The organism is Streptomyces bullii (assembly GCF_042657145.1).
In the GTDB taxonomy this organism is placed as follows: Bacteria; Actinomycetota; Actinomycetes; order Streptomycetales; family Streptomycetaceae; genus Streptomyces; species Streptomyces bullii.
This window is the reverse complement of the sequence record NZ_JBHSNY010000025.1, coordinates 14,708-33,050: the sequence shown is the minus strand read 5'-3', so window position 1 is coordinate 33,050 and position 18,343 is coordinate 14,708. Positions and strand designations below refer to the sequence as shown.

The following is an 18,343-nucleotide window of genomic DNA, read 5'->3' as shown; positions in this document are numbered from 1 at the left end:
CCCGGTCCAAGCGCGGGAAGCTCACCGCGGACAACCTCCAGCAGATGGCCGACCTCGGGCTGGAGTGGGCGACGGCGGAGCCGCGCATGGGAGGCTACGCCAGGGTCCGTGCCGAACGCAGACGGCACGGACCCTCTGCTTGTGCTCAGCCTTGCCCGCGCGGTGTGAGGCCGGGGCCGCGTTCGGAACACTCCCGCGTCGGCGAGCAGGACTCCATGTCGCCCACGGTCATGGCCTTGCCGCTCGGAACACCCCCGCATCGGCGGGGAGGACCGGCTGCTGACGTCATCCAGGCCCATGCCGGACGGAACACCCCCGCGTCGGCGGGGAGAACTGGGCCCAGCGCTACCCCAAGGCCCTGCGGTCCGGAACACCCCCGCGGCGGCGGCGAGGACATCATCGGCGCCGGATGCGTAGGACCGGGCGGCGGAACACTCCCGCGTCAGCGGGAAGGGCCCGAAGCAGGTCTCACGCACGAGCTCGCCGACTGGAACACCCCGCGGCGGCGGGGAAAACGCCGGCCGGACCGTGGCGAGCGTGTCAATGGCCGCGAGGCGTCTGCGCGCATCGCCGCCCCGTCGTGGCGGGCTCATGTAGTGCTCGCAGGGGCGAGGCTGAGCAGTCCGCAGCCGTAGGCCTTGCCTCTGCCTATGCCTTCTTCGACTCGGCGGCGCAGGAGCTCGGGGTCGCTGATGAGGGCGTTGCCCTCGAATCGGGTCCGGGCGTTGTGGATGCGCTGTTTTTCTTGAGCTTTTAGGCCACTTGCTGCGGCCAGTCGCGTGGCGTGGACGGTATCGATTTTGAGGCCTGATTGTTCGGCTTGGCGTTGCCACCATTCCACTGCGGCTGGGCCGGTGAGCGCGGTGACGGGTTTGAGATTGTAGAGTTTTTGGGTTGTTTTTCTGGGCTTGCGTACGGCGTTGGCGTCGATGCGGTAGCGGACCGGCAGTCCGAAGCGGAGTGCGCCGAGCAGGGGGTTGAGTGTCCTGGTGTCTGCTGTGCCGTAGTCCGGTGGGAGCAGGTTCAGGTCAGGTTGGGTGCGGCTCTGCAGGAGCAGGTAGGGCCCTTGGGGGTTTCCTCTGCTCGGAAGAGGATGCCGAGCTGTTTGCGTGCCTGGTCGCCGAGGTTGTCCGGGAAAAGCTTCATCACCCGGTAGTGAAGGTCGACGGCATTGCGGAAGTCGCGGCTTGCTTGGCGGTTGTGGGGGTTGGGGATGATACGGGTCGGCCAGATAGTGGTCATGGTCGGTTCCGGTGTCCTGGTTTTCGTCGGGTTGCGCGGTGCGCTCAGACTATGCCGTTGATCATTTCGGGTGTTAGGGGGACGTGGCTGATCTGTACCGCCCGGGATGCGTAGGCGCGGTGTTGTTGGGTGAAGGAGAGTGGGTGATCGTGGCGTAGCTCGATGTCCAGTGCCAGAGGGTCGGCGTCGACGATGGTGCGCAGCCATGTCGGGGAGAGGGCGTGGGATGGGGTGCGTCGGCTGGGATGGATGCGGGGCTGGTGTTCCAGCCAGGGGTGGGTGCGCAGTGCGTTGTCGAGGGGTTGTCTGGTGACTGGGTGGTGTTCGTCTGCGAGGCCTGGGCTGGGGATGGGTCGTGCCGGCACGAACGCTTTCCGACCGAAGTAGAGCGGCCATCGTGGTTCGGTCAGGGCGGTATGCAGTTTGTGCAGCAGCTGTGTGTCGTCTGATTCCAGGCCGACGAGGAAGAGGGCATCGGCCAAATAGAATCTTTTGGTCACTGCGGCGCGGTGGTTCTTGCCTTCGGTGTTGGGGATGTTTTGCACGGTGTGGAAGTCGGCTTCGACGACGCCTTCCCGGTCGACACGTACGCCCATGCGTAGCTGCGCCAGGGGTCCTCGCCGCAGCCCTCGGGCTGTGATCTGGTGCCCCAGGACTGCATGGGTGCGTCGAGGCACATCAGCAAAGTGGCCATAGGGGTCAGCCCTTGGTGGCCGTCAGCAGACGGGAGACGAAGTCGTCGAGGGTAGGGGCGATCTCGTTTTCGGGCAGTCCCGCCTCTGACCTGACCGTCACACCGAAGCTCCCCCGCCGGAGGGTTCGATGCGGATCACGATGGATTTGGTCACCGGCGTGTTACTGGTGTCGGCCGTGGAGTCCAGGGCGACCAGCACGTTCGTCTCCGGGTAGTAGGCGGCGGCGCAGCCGCGCGGCGTCGGATAGCGGACGGCGCGGAAGCCGGGGGCGCGGCGTTCACCGTCCGGGTTGACGCTGATCAGATCGACCAGGTCGCCGTCGTGGAGGCGGAGGTCGCGGAGGTCCTTACGGTTGAGGAAGACGACCCGCCGTCCTCCCTTGATGCCGCGGTAACGGTCGTCGAGGCCGTAGACGGTGGTGTTGAACTGGTCGTGCGACCGTACCGTCGTCAGCAGCAGGTGTCCCGGCGGAACTTCGGGCGCGGTCGGTGGGTTGACCGTGAACTGCGCCTTGCCGGTCGACGTGGGAAAGGTGCGGGAGTCGCGCGGTGCCCGGGGGAGCATGAAGCCGCCGGGCTGCCGGACGCGCTCCTCGTATGCGTGGAATCCGGGGCAGACGTGCTCGATGTGGCGGCGGATCACGGCGTAGTCGTCACGCATGCCGCGCCAGCCGAGGTCGTCGCCGAAGAGAGCGTGCCCGAGGTCGGCGACGATCGCGACCTCGCTGCGCAGGTGCGGTGATCCCGGAAGGAGCCGTCCGTGCGACGAGTGCACCATGGCCATCGTGTCCTCGACCGTCACGAACTGCTCCCCGGAGACCTGCCGGTCGCGCTCGGTGCGGCCGAGGCAGGGCAGAAGCAACGCCTCGGTGCCGTGGCACAGATGGGACCGGTTCAGCTTGGTCGCGACGTGGACGGTGAGGGCGCAGTTGGCCAGCGCGGTCTCCGTGACCTGCGTGTCCGGCGTGGCCGCGGCGAAGTTGCCGCCGAGGCCCATGAACACGTCGACCTCACCGTCGCGCATGGCCTTGATCGAGCCGACGGTGTCCAGGCCGTGGGCACGCGGCGGATCGAACCCGAACTCGTCGCGGAGCCTGTCCAGGAACGGTTGCGGCATCCTCTCCCAGATGCCCATGCTGCGGTCGCCCTGGACGTTGCTGTGCCCGCGGATCGGGGCGGGCCCGGCACCGGGGCGCCCGATATTGCCGCGCAACAAGAGGAAGTTGACGATCTCGCGGATGGTTGCCACGGCGTTGCGGTGCTGGGTGAGGCCCATCGCCCAGCAGACGATGACGCTGTCCGCGGCGAGCACGTCGGCCGCGCAGTCCTCGATCAGGCCTCGGGGCAGGCCGGCCATCGTCTCGATCTGCGACCAGTCCAGGGCACGCCATGCCGTGGCGGCCGCTTCGAAGCCGTCGCAGTACCGGTCGATGAAGTGGTGGTCGAGCACGGAGCCCGGCTGGGAGTCCTCCCGGTCGACCAGGGTACGGTTCAGGCCCGCGAAAAGGGCCAGATCGCCGTTGATGCGCACCGGGAGCCAGCGGTCGGCGAGCTGCGTGCCCGGGCCGACCAGGCCGCGCGCGGTCTGTGGGTTGTGATAGCGGCCGAACCCGGCTTCGGGGAGCGGGTTGGCTGCGATGATGCGGGCGCCGCGCCGCTTGGCCTGTTCGAGCGCGCTGAGCATGCGGGGGTGGCAGGTGCCGGGGTTCTGGCCCACGATGATGATCAAGTCCGCGTAATCAGTGATGTCGGAGATCGTGATGAGACCTTTTCCGACGCCGATGGTCGCGCTCAGGGCCTCGCCGCTCGACTCGTGGCACATGTTCGAGCAGTCGGGCAGATTGTTCGTGCCGAGCCTGCGCGCCAGCAACTGGTAGAGGAAGGCGGCCTCGTTGCTCGTCCGGCCGCTGGTGTAGAAGACGGCACGGTTCGGATCGGCGAGGCCGAGCAGGCGATCGGCGGTGAGGGCGAGCGCGTCCTCCCACGAAATGGGCGCGTAGTGCGTCGCGCCGGGGGCGAGGTGCATCGGCTGGGCCAGTCGGCCCTGCGACTCCAGCCAGTGACCGTCCCGCTCCCGCAGGTCAGCGACGGAGTGCTCGGCGAAGAACGCCGCGTCGACGCGTTTGCGCGTGGCCTCCCACGCGACGGCCTTCGCGCCGTTCTCGCAGAACTCCGCGATCTTCCGGTGGTCGGGATCGGGGTCGCCCCACGCACAACTCGGACAGTCGAAACCGTCGACGTGGTTCACCTTCAACAGCGTCTGCAGACTCCGCTTCGGCCCCATTTCGGCCATGGAATACCGCGCGGATTCGGTGATGCCGTGAATTCCGACGCTGGCCTTCTCGGGTCCTGACGAGGTCACATCCGATACGGACGGGTTGATCGGTTTCTCAGCCATGACTACCTCTTTGCCCTATTCGTGGACTATCGTATGCGAGAGCAAAGTCGACCGCAGCCGTCGCCTCACTCCGAGCAACTCGCGGCCGTCAGAACAGCCAGTCTCCTACGTATCGGGGCAAACTGCAGCCGGGTCCGGCACCCTCACCTGACGTCGACGAAGTCGCCGGCCGGCGATGGGCCGACCACCGCCGCACTCTTGAGGCCATCGCGTGGAAGTACCGCACCAACTCGCCCTGGCGGGACCTGCCCGACGAGCTCGGCTCGTTCCAGACCGCTCACAAGCGGCTGATCAGATGGGCCGTGGACGGCACCTGGGAGATGATCCTCGCCGCCGTCCTGGCTGCGGCGGACGCCGATGACGACATCGACTGGACGGTGTCGGTGGACTCCACCGTCGTCCGGCTCACCAGCACGCTGCCGGAGCACTCAAAAGGGGGCGGCCCACTGCGGCGAGCCCGCCGATCACGCGCTCGGACGCTCCCGCGGCGGGCTGAGCACCAAGGTCCACCTGGCCGCAGACGGCCGCGCACAGCCTCTCGCCTTCACCGTCACCGCAGGCCAGGCCGGTGACGCACCCGCCTTCGAGACGGTGATGTCCCGCATCCGCGTGCCCCGCACCGGCCCGGGCAGGCCTCGGACCCGGCCCCTGGCCGTTCTGGCCGACCGGGCGTACTCCTCCCGCGCCATCCGCAGCCACCTGCGGCGCCGGGATATCCGTGCGGTCATCCCCCAGCCGTCCGACCAAGTCGGCCACCCGCCTGCGGCGAGGCCGGCTCGGCGGCCGTCCGCCCGGCTTCGACAGCGAGGTCTACAAGCAGCGCAACACCGTCGAACGGTGCATCAACCGCCTCAAGCAGTGGCGCGGCCTGGCCACACGAACCGACAAGCGCGCGATCGCCTACCAGGCCGCACTCCACCTCGCGGGCATCCTCATCTGGACCCGACGCTAACCAAAGAGACAGAACCTAAAGGATGTTGCACAACGGGCTCGTCGCTGGTTTCCTGCCGTGATCCAGTCTGTCGGGAGCTTCGTTTTGTCCGATTTCCTGGCGACTGAGGACGCTAGTTGATCTCGCCTACGAGCCGCTACGCGATCACGCGGGCCGTTGTGCAACACCCTTTACGAGCTCGTGCACGGTAGGCAGTGAGGCGTCGAGCTCCTGATCGTCGATCATGGTCGTGTGGTGGGGAACGCGTCTCGTGCAGCGATCATCAACGACCGAAGGATCACGGGCCTGTCGGCCGACGTGATTGCTGAGCTCGTGGCCGAGTTGGGCCCGTTGTGACATGAACGGCACCAAGCCAAGCTTGCGTCCAGGCCGCGGAAGCGGGCGGTGGGCGCCGGAGCGAAGCACCGGCTGGTCTTCGTCGACCGTCTCCTGGCCACCCTCGTGCACCTCCGGCACGGGGCCACGCACGACGTGCTCGCTTGCTGGTTCGACGTGGACCGTTCCACTATCACCCGCGCCATCGGCGAGGTGCGACCGTTACTCGCCGAGCGAGGATGCACTGTGAGCCCCGGCGTGCGGCTGCGGACTCTGGCCGAGGTCGTCAACCATCTCGGCGTCAGTAGGAAGACCGGGATCATCGACGGCACCGAGATCCGGGTCCGGCGGCCGGCCGCCGGACGCAAGGACCGGGACACGTTCATCTCCGGCAAGAGCAAGCAGAACGCCGCCAAGACCATGGTCGTGACGGGCGGCGACGGCCGGGTGCTGTTCTGCAGCCCGACCAGGCCCGGAAGCTGCGCGGACATCACCCACGCTCGCCAGTTAGGGCTGGTCGAGCTCCTGGCCGACGGCCCCGCTGTGGAGATCCTTGCCGATGCCGGCTACCAGGGCCTGGGCGCCCAGACCGGCGGACGCGTGGTCACGCCTCCGCATCGCAAGTTCAAGAAGAATGCTCCGGACTGGTACGGGGAAATGCACGAGCGACAGCGCAAGGCGCACTCCTCACGACGTATCCGGGTTGAGCACGGCATCGCGCACATGAAGAACTGGCGTGCCCTGGCCCGCCACCTCGGCCGCCGCGAGCACATGAGCGACATCGTCCAAGCCGTCGCCAGCCTGCTGTCCCACCAGCAGACCGCGGACCTGACGTCGGCACGGCAGATGTGAACACCGAGCCCCGCCGTCATCCTCGACGCCTCACTGCCTACCGTGCACGAGCTCGTTAGGCCACGAGCGGGCACCCGCATCCCATCACACACTGCAACCATCACGTTGCCGAGAAGACCTCAGTGGTCTTCGAGGGCACGGTCGACTTCAGCGAGGCGACGTTCTCCGGCGGCAGGATCTACCTCACCGGGGCGAGGTTCACCGGCGGCATAGTCGACTTCTCTCAAGCCACTGGCTCAGCGCCAGCTGGCCTGCTTCCGCCAAGCGGGCACCCTCGGCCGGCAGGGCTGATCCCGTCCCCCACCTGGTAGCTGATCCGCAGGACAGCGTGCCTCGCTGGAGGCTGGATGACGCCAAACTCCGGACTTGTGCACCCACTGGCGGCGCGGTCGGTACAACGGAAGTCCGATTGACGAGTTCTGATCCCGGTCCTGGTCCAGAACGCCGAGAGGCGCCTTCAGGAAGGACGCGGGAACTGTTCCACCGGCTGAACTTCCCTCTCCAGGGTGGATTAGCGACCGCCGACGAACTGCGGTCGGCGGGCCGGTCGTCGGGGTGGGCATGCAACGCATCGACGAACAGCACATGGCGCAACCCAGCCTGGTAATCCTCGATATCACCGCCGCTGACGAAGCAACCGCGCTCGCCGCGATGACCGAGCTGGATCGGCTGTGGGCGACCTCCGGCATCGGGCCAGTGCGGCGGGTGCCCGGTGAACTCGGGGTCAAGGCGCGGCTGTACGCGCATGTACGGCGGTGTCCCACGGCCCCACCGGGCGGTGATGACCCTGGTCCGTACGCGGCCCTGCTCGGGGCTTACTGGCTCGAGCAGGGCCCGGACGCCCCGGACATCCATCATCAGGCGTGAAGGCGGGTAGATCGCCGCATACTGCGAGCACACCGGCGTGGCCCCGGCACGCTGCAGAGCTACCGCCAGCTCCGGCAGCAGGAGCTCCGCTCCGCCGGCCCGCAGGCGACGTGGGGTCGCCTGCGGGCCGGCCCGACGGACGCGTGCGGGCCGGCGCGTCGCCACAGGCCTGAAGCCGGCTCAGATCCGGTACTGCCGGACCTTCTCTAGCATCCTGGGGCCGACCGGCCTCCGTCAGCTGGGAGAGCAGGTTGTCGATCGTGCCCGGGAAACGATGCTGGGCGGCAGCCTGGAGCACCGCCTCGGCGAGATCACCGCGGAAGTCACCCAGGTACGTCAGCACGATGATCAGGTCGCTTGTCACCCGCAAAGCACAAGCCCGGATCACCCGCTGAACATCACTGTCACCAGCGATGTGGGGCATTCCGTCGACAGCCCTCCATTTGAGGGCATCGACCACCTTCGTGAACTCGGCAGCGCTTCGGCGTTGCCCAGCCCCGACAAGCAGAACATGAGCCTCACGGTCCATGTCTTCACTGCGTAGCCGTGACGTCAGCACAGGAACTTCGGCTGCAGGCAGATGCGGGCCGCGCGTCCCTCGTACAGGACGGCATCGAGCGCGGTGATGGCCGGGGACCGCTGCGGGTCGTCCTCCTGTCGGAACGTCTCCCAGTAGCGGGCGCGGGGCCGCAGCGTGTCGTCCGCCCGGTCGAACGACCATCAGCCGCGGCAGAGGTCTCCGTCGAGGTCGGTGCGGCCCTTCAGCATTGGTCGCGCTCTGGCCGGGCGACGGCGGAGCCAGTGATGCTCCCCGGTGGCCGCAGACCTGTTGGCCTGGTCAGGGTCGGTGCGGGGCGGTGGTGGAGACGGCGACGTAGTCAACGAGCATGGGATAGCCGGGGCGGGTCTGCGCCGTGGGGGTGGGGTGCCCGGCCAGAGCACTGGGGAAGCCGCCGCCGATGGCGAGGTTCAGCAGGAGGAAGTGCCCCTGAGCAGTGGCCGCCTGCCATGTGGCCGGGTCGATCCGTGTGGAACTGACGGTGTGGTAGCGCCGCCCGTCCACGTACCAGTGCAGCCGCTCGGTGGAGGTACGGCGGTCCCACTCGAGGGTGTAGGTGTGGAAGACGCCGGTACAGCGGGTTCGGGGGCAGGTGGTGCTGGCGGCCAGGCCGGTGCTCTCGTTGCAAGGGCCTGCGGTGGGTGTACCGCAGTGCATGACGCCCCAGATGCGGTTCCGGCCGTTGGCGATCTCCATGATGTCGAACTCGCCGGACGTCGGGGAGGGCACGCCCGCCCGGTACGAGGCGCCCAGGGTCCAGAAGGCCGGCCAGTACCCTTCCGCTGCAGCGCCGGTGACGGCAGGCAGCTGGATGCGGGCCTGGATGCGCATGCGCCCGCCCGCAGAAGGCCTGAAGTCGCTGCGGCGCGTCTCGATGCGCCCGGAGGTCCACCGCCCCGCCGAGTCCCGCAGCGGGGTGATGCGCAGGTTGCCCCGGCCGTCCTGGCTGACGTTGGCCGGGTCTGCGGTGTAGGTCTGCACCTCACCGGTACCCCAGTTGGGCGGACCGCCGGGGTACCCGGTGCCGACATCGACAATCCATTTCTCACTGTCGGGCGGGCTCCCTGCCGGACCGTTGAAGCCGTCCGCCCAGATAGTCCTCCACCCGTGGGTGGCTGACGCCGGGGTGCCGCCGGCTGCCAGCGGGACCAGGCCCGCGCACAGGGCGGTCAACGCCGCCACCAGTGTCAGCCGCGCACGGCGGTTACGCAAAAGCCTTCTCATCGGGCTGCACCTCGCTGGGCTGATGGTCAACGAACTCAGAGCCCACGCAGTTTGCGCCATATGTCCATGACTGCCCTTCGTGCTCGGTGACAGGGTCTCCCCGTACGGCGCATGGCGCACCACCCGCACCCTGGTGCGGCCGCTCAGATCGGTGAGACAGACCGGGGGCGCCGTGTCGGCACCGTCCGCGCCTCACCCGCAAGAGGGGCCCCGTCGGGTGATCCGCACGTCGGCTCCGTGGCCGCGGGTGTCGCGTGGGGAACGATCTTTCGGCCCCACCAGGCAGGAAAGGACGGCCATCGTGGCCAAAGCATCGTTCCCGGTAACGGCTGATGAGCCCGAGCGTCTGCGAGTCCTGCAGCGGTACGGCATCCTGACGGCACCGGTCCCGCCGGACTTGGCGTCGATCGTGGAACTCGCCTCCTATGTCTGCCAGGTTTCTCATGCGGTGATCAACATCATCTCCGCCGAAGATGCCAACCTGATCGCCGCAGTCGGCTTCGAACCGACGGTGTGTGCCCGCAGCGACTCCATGTGCGCGGTCACCCTCGTCGAGCCGGCCCCGGTGTTCGTCCCGGACGCCAGGCTGGATCCCCGCTTCGCGGACAACCCCTGGGTCAGTGGTGACCTTGGCGATATCCGCTTCTACGCCGCCTCCCAACTCCGCACCCCCGAAGGACCAGTCCTCGGCACCCTCTGCGTCTTCGACACCCAGGTCCGCCAGCTGACCACCTCGCAACGCGGCGCGCTGGACAAGCTGGCCCGCAAGGTCGTCGACGTCCTCGACCTGCACCGTCACCAAGCACTGCTTCATCAGGCACTGCAAGCCGCCGATGAGGCACGCTCCGAACTCGAACGCTCCAACCGCGCCCTCCAGCACTTCGCCGGACAGGTCAGCCACGACCTCAAGAACCCGCTGACCGGCATCCTCGGCCACGCCGAGAACCTCATCGACATCCCGGCGATCGCCAACGACCTCGACGCCTCCTTCTGCGCCCAACGGGTCATCAGCTCCGCACACCGCATGCGCACCATGATCGAAGACGTGCTCTCCCTGGCCAGCGCGGGCGGACAACTCCACCTCGAACCGGTCGACCTGAACGCCCTCGCCCACGCCGTCATCGAGGACCTCGACAGCCCCATCCACACCCACGGCGCGCGCGTCACCGTCGAGAACCTGCCCATCGTGATCGCGGATGCGACCCAGTTGCGCGTGCTGCTCCAAAACCTCGTCAGCAACGCCCTGAAATTCCGCAGAGCCGACCGCCCTTGCCAGATCGTCATCACCGCCGCAGCACATCGGCACGGATGGGACATCGCTGTCATCGACAACGGCCGCGGCATCCCGCCGCAGGACCGGCAGCGCGTGATGGACCTGTTCACCCGTCTGCACCCGCACCTCGAAGGCTCCGGCATCGGACTGGCCACCTGCCAGCGGATCGCCACCGCACACGGCGGCGCCCTCCGCCTCGAAGAGACACCCGGCGGCGGCACCACCGCCGTGCTCACCCTGCCCATCGACACCACACCGAACTGACAGCCGCCCCCCGCCCGAATGCTGCTGGGCGACCACGGAGGCGACGACGCGATGCCACAGGTATCGCCGCAGATTCCTCTTCCTTCTCGGCCGCAGACGCGGAAGAAAGAAGGCCGGAGAAAGAGGGCCGGCTCCGTCAGAAGGTGGATCGGCACAGCCACCGTCGACGACCCGCGGCGGCGGTCCCCAGCGTCGCCGCGCCCCAGTCGACGCCCTGACCCGGCTGCGCTGAGCCGCCGCCCGGCGGCACGGCATTCCGGCGGGCAGCGGTCGAGCTACCCAGCCGATCTCGGTGAGGGGTCACCTTGTGTGACAACCCCGCAGGCCGGGTCGCCAAACGAAGGCCACTGCCAGCTACCGGGACCCCGGAATGTCATAGCGAATCCTGCCTGAGGCCCCGGTTTCTTCCGCAGGCCAAGAACCGTGCCCTCAGGGATCCCCGGATGGCGGGCCAGTTGCACCAGGCGATTGCGCCTACTGCGGCGCGGCCAGGGGCAGTGTGGCGGTGATGGTGGTGCCCTTGCCTTCGACGGAGTGGACTTGGGTGGTGCCGCCGTGGTTGTTGATGATGGTGTGGACGATCGTCAGTCCGAGGCCAGTTCCGGGGATGGCCTGGGTGGTGGCGTTGGAGGCGCGGAAGAAGCGGGTGAACAGCTGGCGCTGTTCTGCTTCGGGGATGCCGATGCCGGTGTCGCTGACGGTGAGGGCGGCGTGGCCGTCCTGTGCGGCGGCCTGGACGCGGACCTGGCCTCCGGCCGGGGTGAACTTGATGGCGTTGGACAGCAGGTTCATCAGCACCCGATCGACCTGGTCGCTGTCGGCTTCGCAGATGAGGGGCTGGGTGGGGCAGTCGGTGTCCAGGTGGACGGAGGCCGCTTCCGCCGCGGGGCGCATGGCGTCGAGCGCTGAGCTGATGAGGTGACGCAGGTCGACCGGTGCCTTGTGGGAGGTGTATTTGCCGGATTCGATCCTCGAGAGGGTCAGCAGGTCTTCGATCAGGGCGCGCAGCCGGTGGGCGTTGCGGTTGACGACCTCGATCATTTGCTGCTGGGGTTCTGTCAGCGGGCCGGTGTCTTCGTCTTTGAGGAGTTCGAGGTAGCCGGTGATGCTGGTCAGCGGGGTGCGCAGTTCGTGGGAGACGGTGGAGATGAAGTCGCTCTTGGTCCGGTCCAGAGCGCGCAGTTCCTCCACCAGACGGGTCTCCTTCTCGTACAGCTTCGAGGCGTGCAGGGCGCGGCCGACGCTCGAGGCCATGGCCTCCACCATCTCGATCTCCACCCGGTGCCAGGGGTGGTCGGGGCGGGTGCGGGCCAGGCAGACCGCTCCGATGGGCTCCTGCCCCACACCCATCGGGACGACCACGATGGAGTGCAGGCCCAGGTCTACTGCGGCCGCGCGGTTGGCCGCCGGCAGGCCAATCCGGGCAAACTCGCCAGGCGCCCCCGGCACCGGCGTGGTCTCGGTGAGGTAGCGGGGCAGGTCGGGCACCTGCCAGGTGGTTCCCTCACGGTAGTGCTCGCGCACCACGTCCGCAGGAATAGGGGGCAGCGCCCGCTGACGCTCGCCGGGCAGCAGGCCCTCCCGGGCCGACCAAGCCCGGGCGACGGGAACAACGTCAGGGTCGTCGTCTTGCATGAGGAGGGTGAAAACGTAGTCGGCGTCAAGGCCCTCGCCCATCCCGGTACAGGCGGCGTCGAGGACGTCCTCGACGTCGAGACGCTCACGGATGCGCACGCCGAGCTGCCGGACGGTCTCTGACAGCCGGTAGCGTTCCGCCTCGATGCCGCGCAGCCGGTCGGACTCGTCGGCCAGCTGGTTCACCGAGCGGGCCACCGCCCGGATCTCCGCAGGACCCTTCTCAGCGGCCCGCGCGGCGTGCTGGCCCCCGGTGAGCCGACCCAGGGTGACAACAGCCGATCTCAGCGGCCCGACCACGGTGCGGGTGGTGCGCCGCGCGGTGTAAGAGCCCTTGGTCGCCGAGGTGGATGAGGTTCTGAAGCGGCTCATCTCAGTTCACATCGGCCGGAAGGCCGCGGAACTGCGGGCGGTACGTCACACCGTCGAAGACTTCCGTGCCGTGTTCGAGGACGCAGTCCAGCGAGTCACCGGTCAACGTCATGACGGCGGCATGGAGCGACTCATAACCCTCCAGGAAAAGTTGCGGCCGGCCGGGATCCTGGCGGAGGAAGCTGATCGACAGCACGAGGCTATGCTCGCGTTCCGTCGACACCAGCGCAGCAGTCTGGGTGCTGAGAAGCAGCGCCTCGCCGATCTATCGGACAAGATCTACGCCATCTGCCAGGTCACGGCTATGCAGCGACGTGGCGGCCTGATCGAGGCGGGGGAACCGGCTTACAGAGAGACCATGCAAGCCGTCTGCCGCCTGCCCGAAGTGGTGGCGAACGAGGTGCCCCTCAGCCACGCGCTCGCTGTTCTGAGTGACATCACTGCTCGCTGCCAGAACAGGTACGAAGATGCCTCATAAGATCGGCAGCCGCGTCGTACCACCGCCGCACAGGGCATGGGATCCGGATGACTCCATGGACTTTCACGCCTCTCGCCTCCTGCTGCTCATCCACCTATGTGGCAAGGAGCCGGGTCCGTACATCGAGGGACGGACGAAGTTCGCGAAGCTGGACTTCTTCCTCCGTTATCCAGGGTTTCTTGAGCGCGCCCACGCTTTCCTCCCTCAGACCGCAGGGCAGAGCCATGCCTTCGTCGCCATGGACGCAAGCGAGGTCGAAGCGCCGATGATCCGGTATCGGTATGGCCCCTGGGACCACCGCTACCGGCAGTTCCTCTTCTTCCTCACTGCCCGCAACCTGATCACTGTCACCGTCAGCCACAAGCCGGAACGCGTGAAACTGCGGCCGGCCGGGAAGGCGGCCGCAGCTCGCCTGGCCGAGATGGAGCAGTTCCGCCCCCTCGTCCGGCGGTGCGAGGCCATGCAGGGCAACCTCGCATTGATGTCGGGGACCGACTTGAAGAACCTCATCTACGACCTGTTCCCAGACGAGGTCGGCGACGCGTCCTTCCACCGGGAGATCCGCCCATGACCCTTGACACGAGCGCTGAGCGCGGTCTGCGCATCTCCAAGGTTCGCCTCATCCGCGACAGCGGCGAATTCGACGAGTTCGACTTCGCCTCCGGCATGCTCAACATCCTCCACGGCGTGCGCAACAGCTCCAAGTCCACAACCTTGCGGGTCATCGACTACTGCCTGGGCGACCGCGACAGTGCGGCGAAGGCGATCGGGGTTGCCGTAGCTGACGCCTACGTAGCGGTCACCACAGAACTCAGGATCCACGGCCAGCCCTACGAACTGTCCCGATCCTGGAGCTACGGCCGGATGGGAAAGATCAGCATCAACGGTGAGGATCTAGCGGCGGCCGACTTCTCCGACTGGATCCTCGCCGCGCTGGAGTGGCCGAACGTTCACATCCCTCTCGGGCTGAACCCGTCGACCGCTACAGAGCTGACCCCGCTGTCGTTCCGTAGCACCTTGCGCCACATCCATCGGAACGAGTCATCGTGGATCAGCTTCGCGCACAAGGAGCAGGACTTCATCCGGCGCGCCGTCATCAGCCAACTCCTCGGATTCGCCCGGCCCCGTGCCACAGAGGCCCAGTCTCAGTTCTTTCTGGCCCAGGCCAAGCGCCGCTTGAACGAGGCCCAGGCGGTAGACCGCGAGGTGCAGCAGAGCACCACGCAGGCAGTCACCGCGATCTGCGAGAGCATGAATCTGCCGCTAGTCCGTTCCACTGCGCACGTAGCGGACGCCCGCCGCGAAGTAGAGGCAGCGCTCGATGCCGTCCGGCGCCGCCAACAGGAGCTGACCGAGCAGGTCAGCATCACGAACAGTGGAACTGCAGAATCGGAGACCCCTGCCGGGTACGACCCCTCCCTGACCGCCCTCTACTCCCAAGTCACCCGGGAGCTGAGGCAGACCACAGACGAGGTGACCGCACTGGAACACCTCCATGAGGAACACGCCCGGTCAGCAAACACGGTGAACGGCGAGATCGGCCGGATGGAGCGGCTCATCACCTCAGTCGGGATCTTCGATGCCCTCCCGGTCCGGTTGTGCCCCGCCTGTGAGCAGAACATCGACCCCGCCAGACATCACGCTGACACGGCCTGCTACGTCTGCTATCAGGATGTCGATGACGACCAGCGCCAGCGCCGGGCACAGGTTGAGATCAGGTCTCTGAAGTCAGAACTCGAAGATCTCAACGAGGTGGTCTCCCGCACCCTCACCGACCTCTCTGCCGCCCGCGAGCTGCAGATAGATCGCCAAGCCAAACAGGTTGCTCTTGCCACCCGGCTCAACGCGGAGCGGGCTGCGCAGCTGGCGCCATTCGTCGCCGCCCTCGAAGATCTTGCCGGACATGCCGCGCAGCTGGAACACAAGCTGACCGCCTTCCCAGCCATCGAGGCAATCTTCCAGCGCCGCGACCAGGCACGCGAAGCCTTGGACTCCGCCCAGCGGGCTGTCAGCGAACTCGACACCGACGCTGCGACGCCGCTGACCGTCGGCGCGAAGCCGGCCGACCGGTGCTCAGTGTTCGCAGAGCGCATGAACCTGTTCCTGGAGGAATTCCGAGGAGACCCTTGGGTGGACCGCGACGTCTCCATCAGAGACTCGGACCTCACCTTTTATGTCGGCACTCGTCCATGGGACGACGCCCTGGGCGCAGAAGCGAAAGTTCTGTTCTTCCTCGCCTACAGCTACGCGACACTATTCCTTCAGCAGGATCTAGACGACGAATGCGCCTTCCCCGGCCTGCTCCTTCTCGACAACCCCTACCAGCAGGGCATCGATGAGAACGTCGTACGCCGTGTCCTGCACATGCTCGCGCAGGCCGCCAGCGAAACCGGCACCCAGGTCATCAGCACCCAGGCACTCACGCTGCCCGCAGCCTCGAAGACGATCCGGGTGATCCCCATGCCGAGGGTGTACGCCGCCCCCTAGCAGTCACGCACGCAACGTGCTTCGGTGTTGCACCGCGTTGGGCCGGGGGCATCTACCGCTGGCGCGGGGCGGTGCCCCGGAGTACCTCCAGCGAGCCTCAAGAGGTCACCGGCGGGGTTTGGTGCCGAAGGTGACCAGGGCGGCGAGTCCGGCGATTAGTGCGAGGAGTCCGAACATCTGTGGGTAGCCGCCCAGTGGTGCGGCCAGTGCGGCGCCGGCAAATGGTGCGAGGGCGGAGGCTGCCGTGGTGGGCGCGGCAAGCAGTCCAGACAGGCGTCCGTAGTGGGTGGTGCCCCAGCGGTCGGTGATGGCGGTGGCCTGGAGGAGGGTGAGGTTGCCGCGGACCATGCCGGCCGCGACGGACAGGGCGACCAGCAGAGAGTACGGGCCGGATATGAGCGCGAGGGCCGCTGTGGTCAGCGCGCCGAGCGCGATCAATGCGGTCGTGCGGGTTGTGGTTCCGGTACGCCGGGCGAGGGTGGCGTACAGGGTGCGGCCGAGGGTCTGGCCGGCGCCGCCGAGGCCGAGTGCCCAGGCGGCTTCAGTGGTGGAGTAGCCGCGTTCGAGGAGCAGGGGCACGAGCGCGACCACGACGGCGGAGACGGCGAATGCGGAGAGGGTCAAGGCTGCGGCCAGCATCCAGAACGGGCGGCTGCGTGCCACCGTGTCCGCGCCGCCGGTGATGTGGGCAGGGACGGGCGGCGCCTTGGGCCATGGTGCGTTGAGGGCGAAAGCGTGGGCGGGGACGGTCACGACAGCGAGCACCAGGGCGAGCACGGCGTACGTCGCACGCCAGGACAGGTGCTCGGCAAGCGCCGCAGTCAGAGGTGCGAAGACGGTGGAGGCGAGGCCGCCGGCCAGGGTGACGATCGTGAGGGCGCGGACGTGGTCGGGGGCCCACCAGCGGGTGAGCGCGGCGAAGGCGGGCTGGTAGAAGGTGGCCGCCATCGAGAGTCCGGCGAGCAGCCAGCCGGCGACGAAGACGGCCAGGTTCGGGGCGGCGGCGATGGTGAGAATGCTCAGCACGCCGAGTACCGAGCCGGCGGTCATCACGGCCCGCGGCCCGCGGTGGTCGATGATGCGGCCGACGCGTATCCAGGTGATGGCGGAGACGAGGAGGGCGGCGGAGAACGCGGCCGTGGTCGCTCCGGCCGGCCAGCCGGTGGCGTGGGTGATCTGCGGATTCAGTACGGGGAAGGCGTAGTAGACGATGCCCCAGCTGGTGACCTGCGTCAGGCAGAGGGCGCCCAGCGCGGCGCGGGGCCGCGACCGGTCCCCTGTTCCGGTCGCAGCCCCGTGTTCCGGGGTGTTGAGGGTGGTCACGAGCCGCAGCAGCCGCCCGCCGGCGTCTCCTCGACGACGACAGGGGCGGCGGCGGGCGCGCCGACACCGAGCCGGACGAGTGCGGGCGCCGGGGCGCAGCAGCCGCCGCTGTCGGCCTGCCCGGCGTTCGGGTCGTCGAAGAGGCCGGCGCCGCCGCATACTCCGGTTTCGGGGAGGGTGAGTTCGACGCGGTCGGCGGACTCGCGGTCCCCGGCGATGGCGGCGGTGACGGAGCGGACCTGCTCGTAGCCGGTCATGGCCAGGAAGGTGGGGGCGCGGCCGTAGGACTTCATGCCGACCAGGTACACGCCGGGTTCCGGGTGGGAGAGCTCGCGGTGGCCGTGCGGGTAGACGGTGCCGCAGGAGTGCTGGTTGGGGTCGATGAGGGGTGCCAGCTCGGTGGGCGCCTGGAGGCGCTCGTCCAGGCCGAGGCGGATCTCTGAGAGGAATGAGAGATCCGGGCGCAGGCCGGTGAGCACGATGACTTCGTCGACGGGCTCAAGGCGTCGGCCGTCCTCGCCGGCCAGGACCAGCTGTCCATCGTCGGTCCGCTCGATCGCTTCGGTGCGGAAGCCGGTGACCGCGTCGGCGTAGCCGTTGTCGACCGCAGCCTTCGCCGCCAGGCCCAGGGCGCCGCGGGCAGGGAGCTGGTCGGCATCTCCGCCGCCGAACGTGGAGCCGGAGATGCCTCGCCGCAGCACCCAGACCGCGTGTGTGCCGGGCTCTTCCTTGGCGATGTCGGCGAGGGTGGCGAGCGCGGTGAAGGCGGAGGCGCCGGAGCCGATGACAGCGGTGCGCCTGCCGGCGTAGCGGGCGCGGACGGCCGGGTCCTTGAGGTCGGGCACGCGGTAGGTGATGCGGTCGGCGGCGGCCTTTTCTCCGAGGGCGGGCAGGCCGCTGGCCCCGGCCGGGCTGGGCGTGGTCCAGGTGCCGGAGGCGTCGATGACGGCACGGGCGAAGATGCGCTCCTCGCGGCCTTCGGGGCTCGTGACGTGCAGGACGAAGGGCTGGGTTTCGCGGTCGGCGTCGACGATGCGGTCGCGTCCGGTGCGGGAGACGCCGGTGACGCGGGAGCCGTAGCGGATGCGGTCGCCCAGGGCGTCGGCCAGCGGCTGCAGGTAGTGCTCGGTCCAGTCGCCGCCGGTGGGGTAGCTGGTGGCGTCCGGCTTGGTCCAGCCGGTGGGGGCGAGCAGTTTTTCGGCGGCCGGGTCGGTGAGCTCGCCCCAGGTGGAGAACAGGCGCACGTGGCTCCACTCGCGCACGGCGGAGGCGGCGGCCGGTCCGGCTTCCAGGACCAGGGGCTCGATGCCGCGCTCGACAAGGTGGGCGGCTGCGGCCAGACCGGCGGGGCCGGCTCCGATGACGATGACGGGGAGCTGCTGCTCGCTCATGGTGGTCGATCTCCCTG

16 protein-coding genes and 2 pseudogenes are annotated in these 18,343 nt (G+C 68.2%); 10 read left to right on the top strand and 8 right to left on the bottom strand.

Annotation, left to right across the window (positions count from 1 at the left end; translation table 11 throughout):
- Positions 1–589 precede the first annotated feature (589 nt).
- The 3 genes and pseudogenes from cas6e to ACFPZJ_RS38845 form a co-directional block, all read right to left on the bottom strand.
- A pseudogene (gene cas6e / locus ACFPZJ_RS38855) lies at positions 590–1,242 on the bottom strand (type I-E CRISPR-associated protein Cas6/Cse3/CasE).
- 44 nt (positions 1,243–1,286) lie between these two features.
- A complete protein-coding gene (gene cas5e / locus ACFPZJ_RS38850) occupies positions 1,287–1,919 on the bottom strand; it encodes a type I-E CRISPR-associated protein Cas5/CasD (protein WP_381031677.1) in 633 nt (210 codons plus the stop codon).
- Positions 1,920–2,033: 114 nt separating this feature from the next.
- On the bottom strand, positions 2,034–4,334 hold the full coding sequence (locus ACFPZJ_RS38845) for an FdhF/YdeP family oxidoreductase (RefSeq protein WP_381031675.1): 2,301 nt from the start codon (positions 4,332–4,334) through the stop codon (positions 2,034–2,036).
- A 17-nt stretch (positions 4,335–4,351) separates the two neighbouring features.
- Here ACFPZJ_RS38845 and ACFPZJ_RS38840 point away from each other — a divergent pair.
- A pseudogene (locus tag ACFPZJ_RS38840) lies at positions 4,352–4,600 on the top strand (transposase); the annotation flags it as partial.
- A gap of 11 nt (positions 4,601–4,611) precedes the next feature.
- On the opposite strand, the gene ACFPZJ_RS38835 reads toward ACFPZJ_RS38840, so the two are convergent.
- Positions 4,612–4,743 carry a hypothetical protein gene (locus ACFPZJ_RS38835; protein ID WP_381031687.1) on the bottom strand — a complete coding sequence of 44 codons (132 nt, stop codon included), beginning with the start codon at positions 4,741–4,743 and terminating at the stop codon, positions 4,612–4,614.
- Here ACFPZJ_RS38835 and ACFPZJ_RS38830 point away from each other — a divergent pair.
- The 5 genes from ACFPZJ_RS38830 (at position 4,692) to ACFPZJ_RS38810 (ending at position 7,864) form a co-directional block, all read left to right on the top strand.
- Positions 4,692–5,393, top strand: coding sequence for a transposase (locus ACFPZJ_RS38830; RefSeq protein WP_381031673.1), 702 nt, complete (start codon positions 4,692–4,694; stop codon positions 5,391–5,393). The two genes, ACFPZJ_RS38835 and ACFPZJ_RS38830, sit on opposite strands and share 52 nt — an antisense overlap.
- A gap of 277 nt (positions 5,394–5,670) precedes the next feature.
- Positions 5,671–6,453, top strand: coding sequence for a transposase family protein (locus ACFPZJ_RS38825; RefSeq protein ID WP_381031671.1), 783 nt, complete (start codon positions 5,671–5,673; stop codon positions 6,451–6,453).
- A 122-nt stretch (positions 6,454–6,575) separates the two neighbouring features.
- The gene (locus tag ACFPZJ_RS38820) at positions 6,576–6,764 is read left to right on the top strand and encodes a pentapeptide repeat-containing protein (protein WP_381031669.1); all 189 of its coding nucleotides are present in this window, start codon (positions 6,576–6,578) and stop codon (positions 6,762–6,764) included.
- A 250-nt stretch (positions 6,765–7,014) separates the two neighbouring features.
- Positions 7,015–7,320 (top strand): DUF6207 family protein, encoded by a 306-nt coding sequence (locus tag ACFPZJ_RS38815; RefSeq protein WP_381031667.1) that lies wholly within the window; start codon positions 7,015–7,017, stop codon positions 7,318–7,320.
- A 274-nt stretch (positions 7,321–7,594) separates the two neighbouring features.
- Positions 7,595–7,864, top strand: coding sequence for a hypothetical protein (locus ACFPZJ_RS38810; protein ID WP_381031665.1), 270 nt, complete (start codon positions 7,595–7,597; stop codon positions 7,862–7,864).
- Between the two features lie 294 nt (positions 7,865–8,158).
- On the opposite strand, the gene ACFPZJ_RS38805 is transcribed toward ACFPZJ_RS38810, so the two are convergent.
- Positions 8,159–8,860, bottom strand: a complete 702-nt coding sequence (locus ACFPZJ_RS38805) for a family 16 glycosylhydrolase (RefSeq protein ID WP_381031663.1) — start codon at positions 8,858–8,860, stop codon at positions 8,159–8,161.
- A gap of 544 nt (positions 8,861–9,404) precedes the next feature.
- Here ACFPZJ_RS38805 and ACFPZJ_RS38800 point away from each other — a divergent pair.
- Positions 9,405–10,640, top strand: coding sequence for a GAF domain-containing sensor histidine kinase (locus ACFPZJ_RS38800; protein ID WP_381031661.1), 1,236 nt, complete (start codon positions 9,405–9,407; stop codon positions 10,638–10,640).
- Positions 10,641–11,114: 474 nt separating this feature from the next.
- Here ACFPZJ_RS38800 and ACFPZJ_RS38795 read toward each other — a convergent pair whose 3' ends face one another.
- Positions 11,115–12,647, bottom strand: coding sequence for an ATP-binding protein (locus tag ACFPZJ_RS38795; RefSeq protein WP_381031659.1), 1,533 nt, complete (start codon positions 12,645–12,647; stop codon positions 11,115–11,117).
- On the opposite strand from ACFPZJ_RS38795, the gene ACFPZJ_RS38790 reads away from it, so the two are divergent.
- From ACFPZJ_RS38790 to ACFPZJ_RS38780, 3 genes are read left to right on the top strand one after another with little or no spacing between them, the layout of a single operon-like run.
- Positions 12,622–13,125, top strand: a complete 504-nt coding sequence (locus ACFPZJ_RS38790) for a hypothetical protein (protein WP_381031657.1) — start codon at positions 12,622–12,624, stop codon at positions 13,123–13,125. The genes ACFPZJ_RS38795 and ACFPZJ_RS38790 overlap by 26 nt on opposite strands.
- 55 nt (positions 13,126–13,180) lie before the next feature.
- Positions 13,181–13,696: a hypothetical protein gene (locus ACFPZJ_RS38785; RefSeq protein ID WP_381031655.1), complete on the top strand. Its 516-nt coding sequence runs from the start codon at positions 13,181–13,183 to the stop codon at positions 13,694–13,696.
- On the top strand, positions 13,693–15,612 hold the full coding sequence (locus tag ACFPZJ_RS38780; RefSeq protein ID WP_381031653.1) for a hypothetical protein: 1,920 nt from the start codon (positions 13,693–13,695) through the stop codon (positions 15,610–15,612). Before ACFPZJ_RS38785 ends, ACFPZJ_RS38780 begins: the two co-directional genes overlap by 4 nt.
- A gap of 105 nt (positions 15,613–15,717) precedes the next feature.
- Here ACFPZJ_RS38780 and ACFPZJ_RS38775 read toward each other — a convergent pair whose 3' ends face one another.
- Both ACFPZJ_RS38775 and ACFPZJ_RS38770 read right to left on the bottom strand, forming a co-directional pair.
- Complete coding sequence (locus ACFPZJ_RS38775) at positions 15,718–16,935, bottom strand: MFS transporter (RefSeq protein ID WP_381031651.1); 1,218 nt, start codon at positions 16,933–16,935, stop codon at positions 15,718–15,720.
- A complete protein-coding gene (locus ACFPZJ_RS38770) occupies positions 16,932–18,326 on the bottom strand; it encodes an NAD(P)-binding domain-containing protein (RefSeq protein ID WP_381031649.1) in 1,395 nt (464 codons plus the stop codon). The genes ACFPZJ_RS38775 and ACFPZJ_RS38770 overlap by 4 nt, the downstream gene beginning before the upstream one ends.
- Positions 18,327–18,343: the final 17 nt, after the last annotated feature.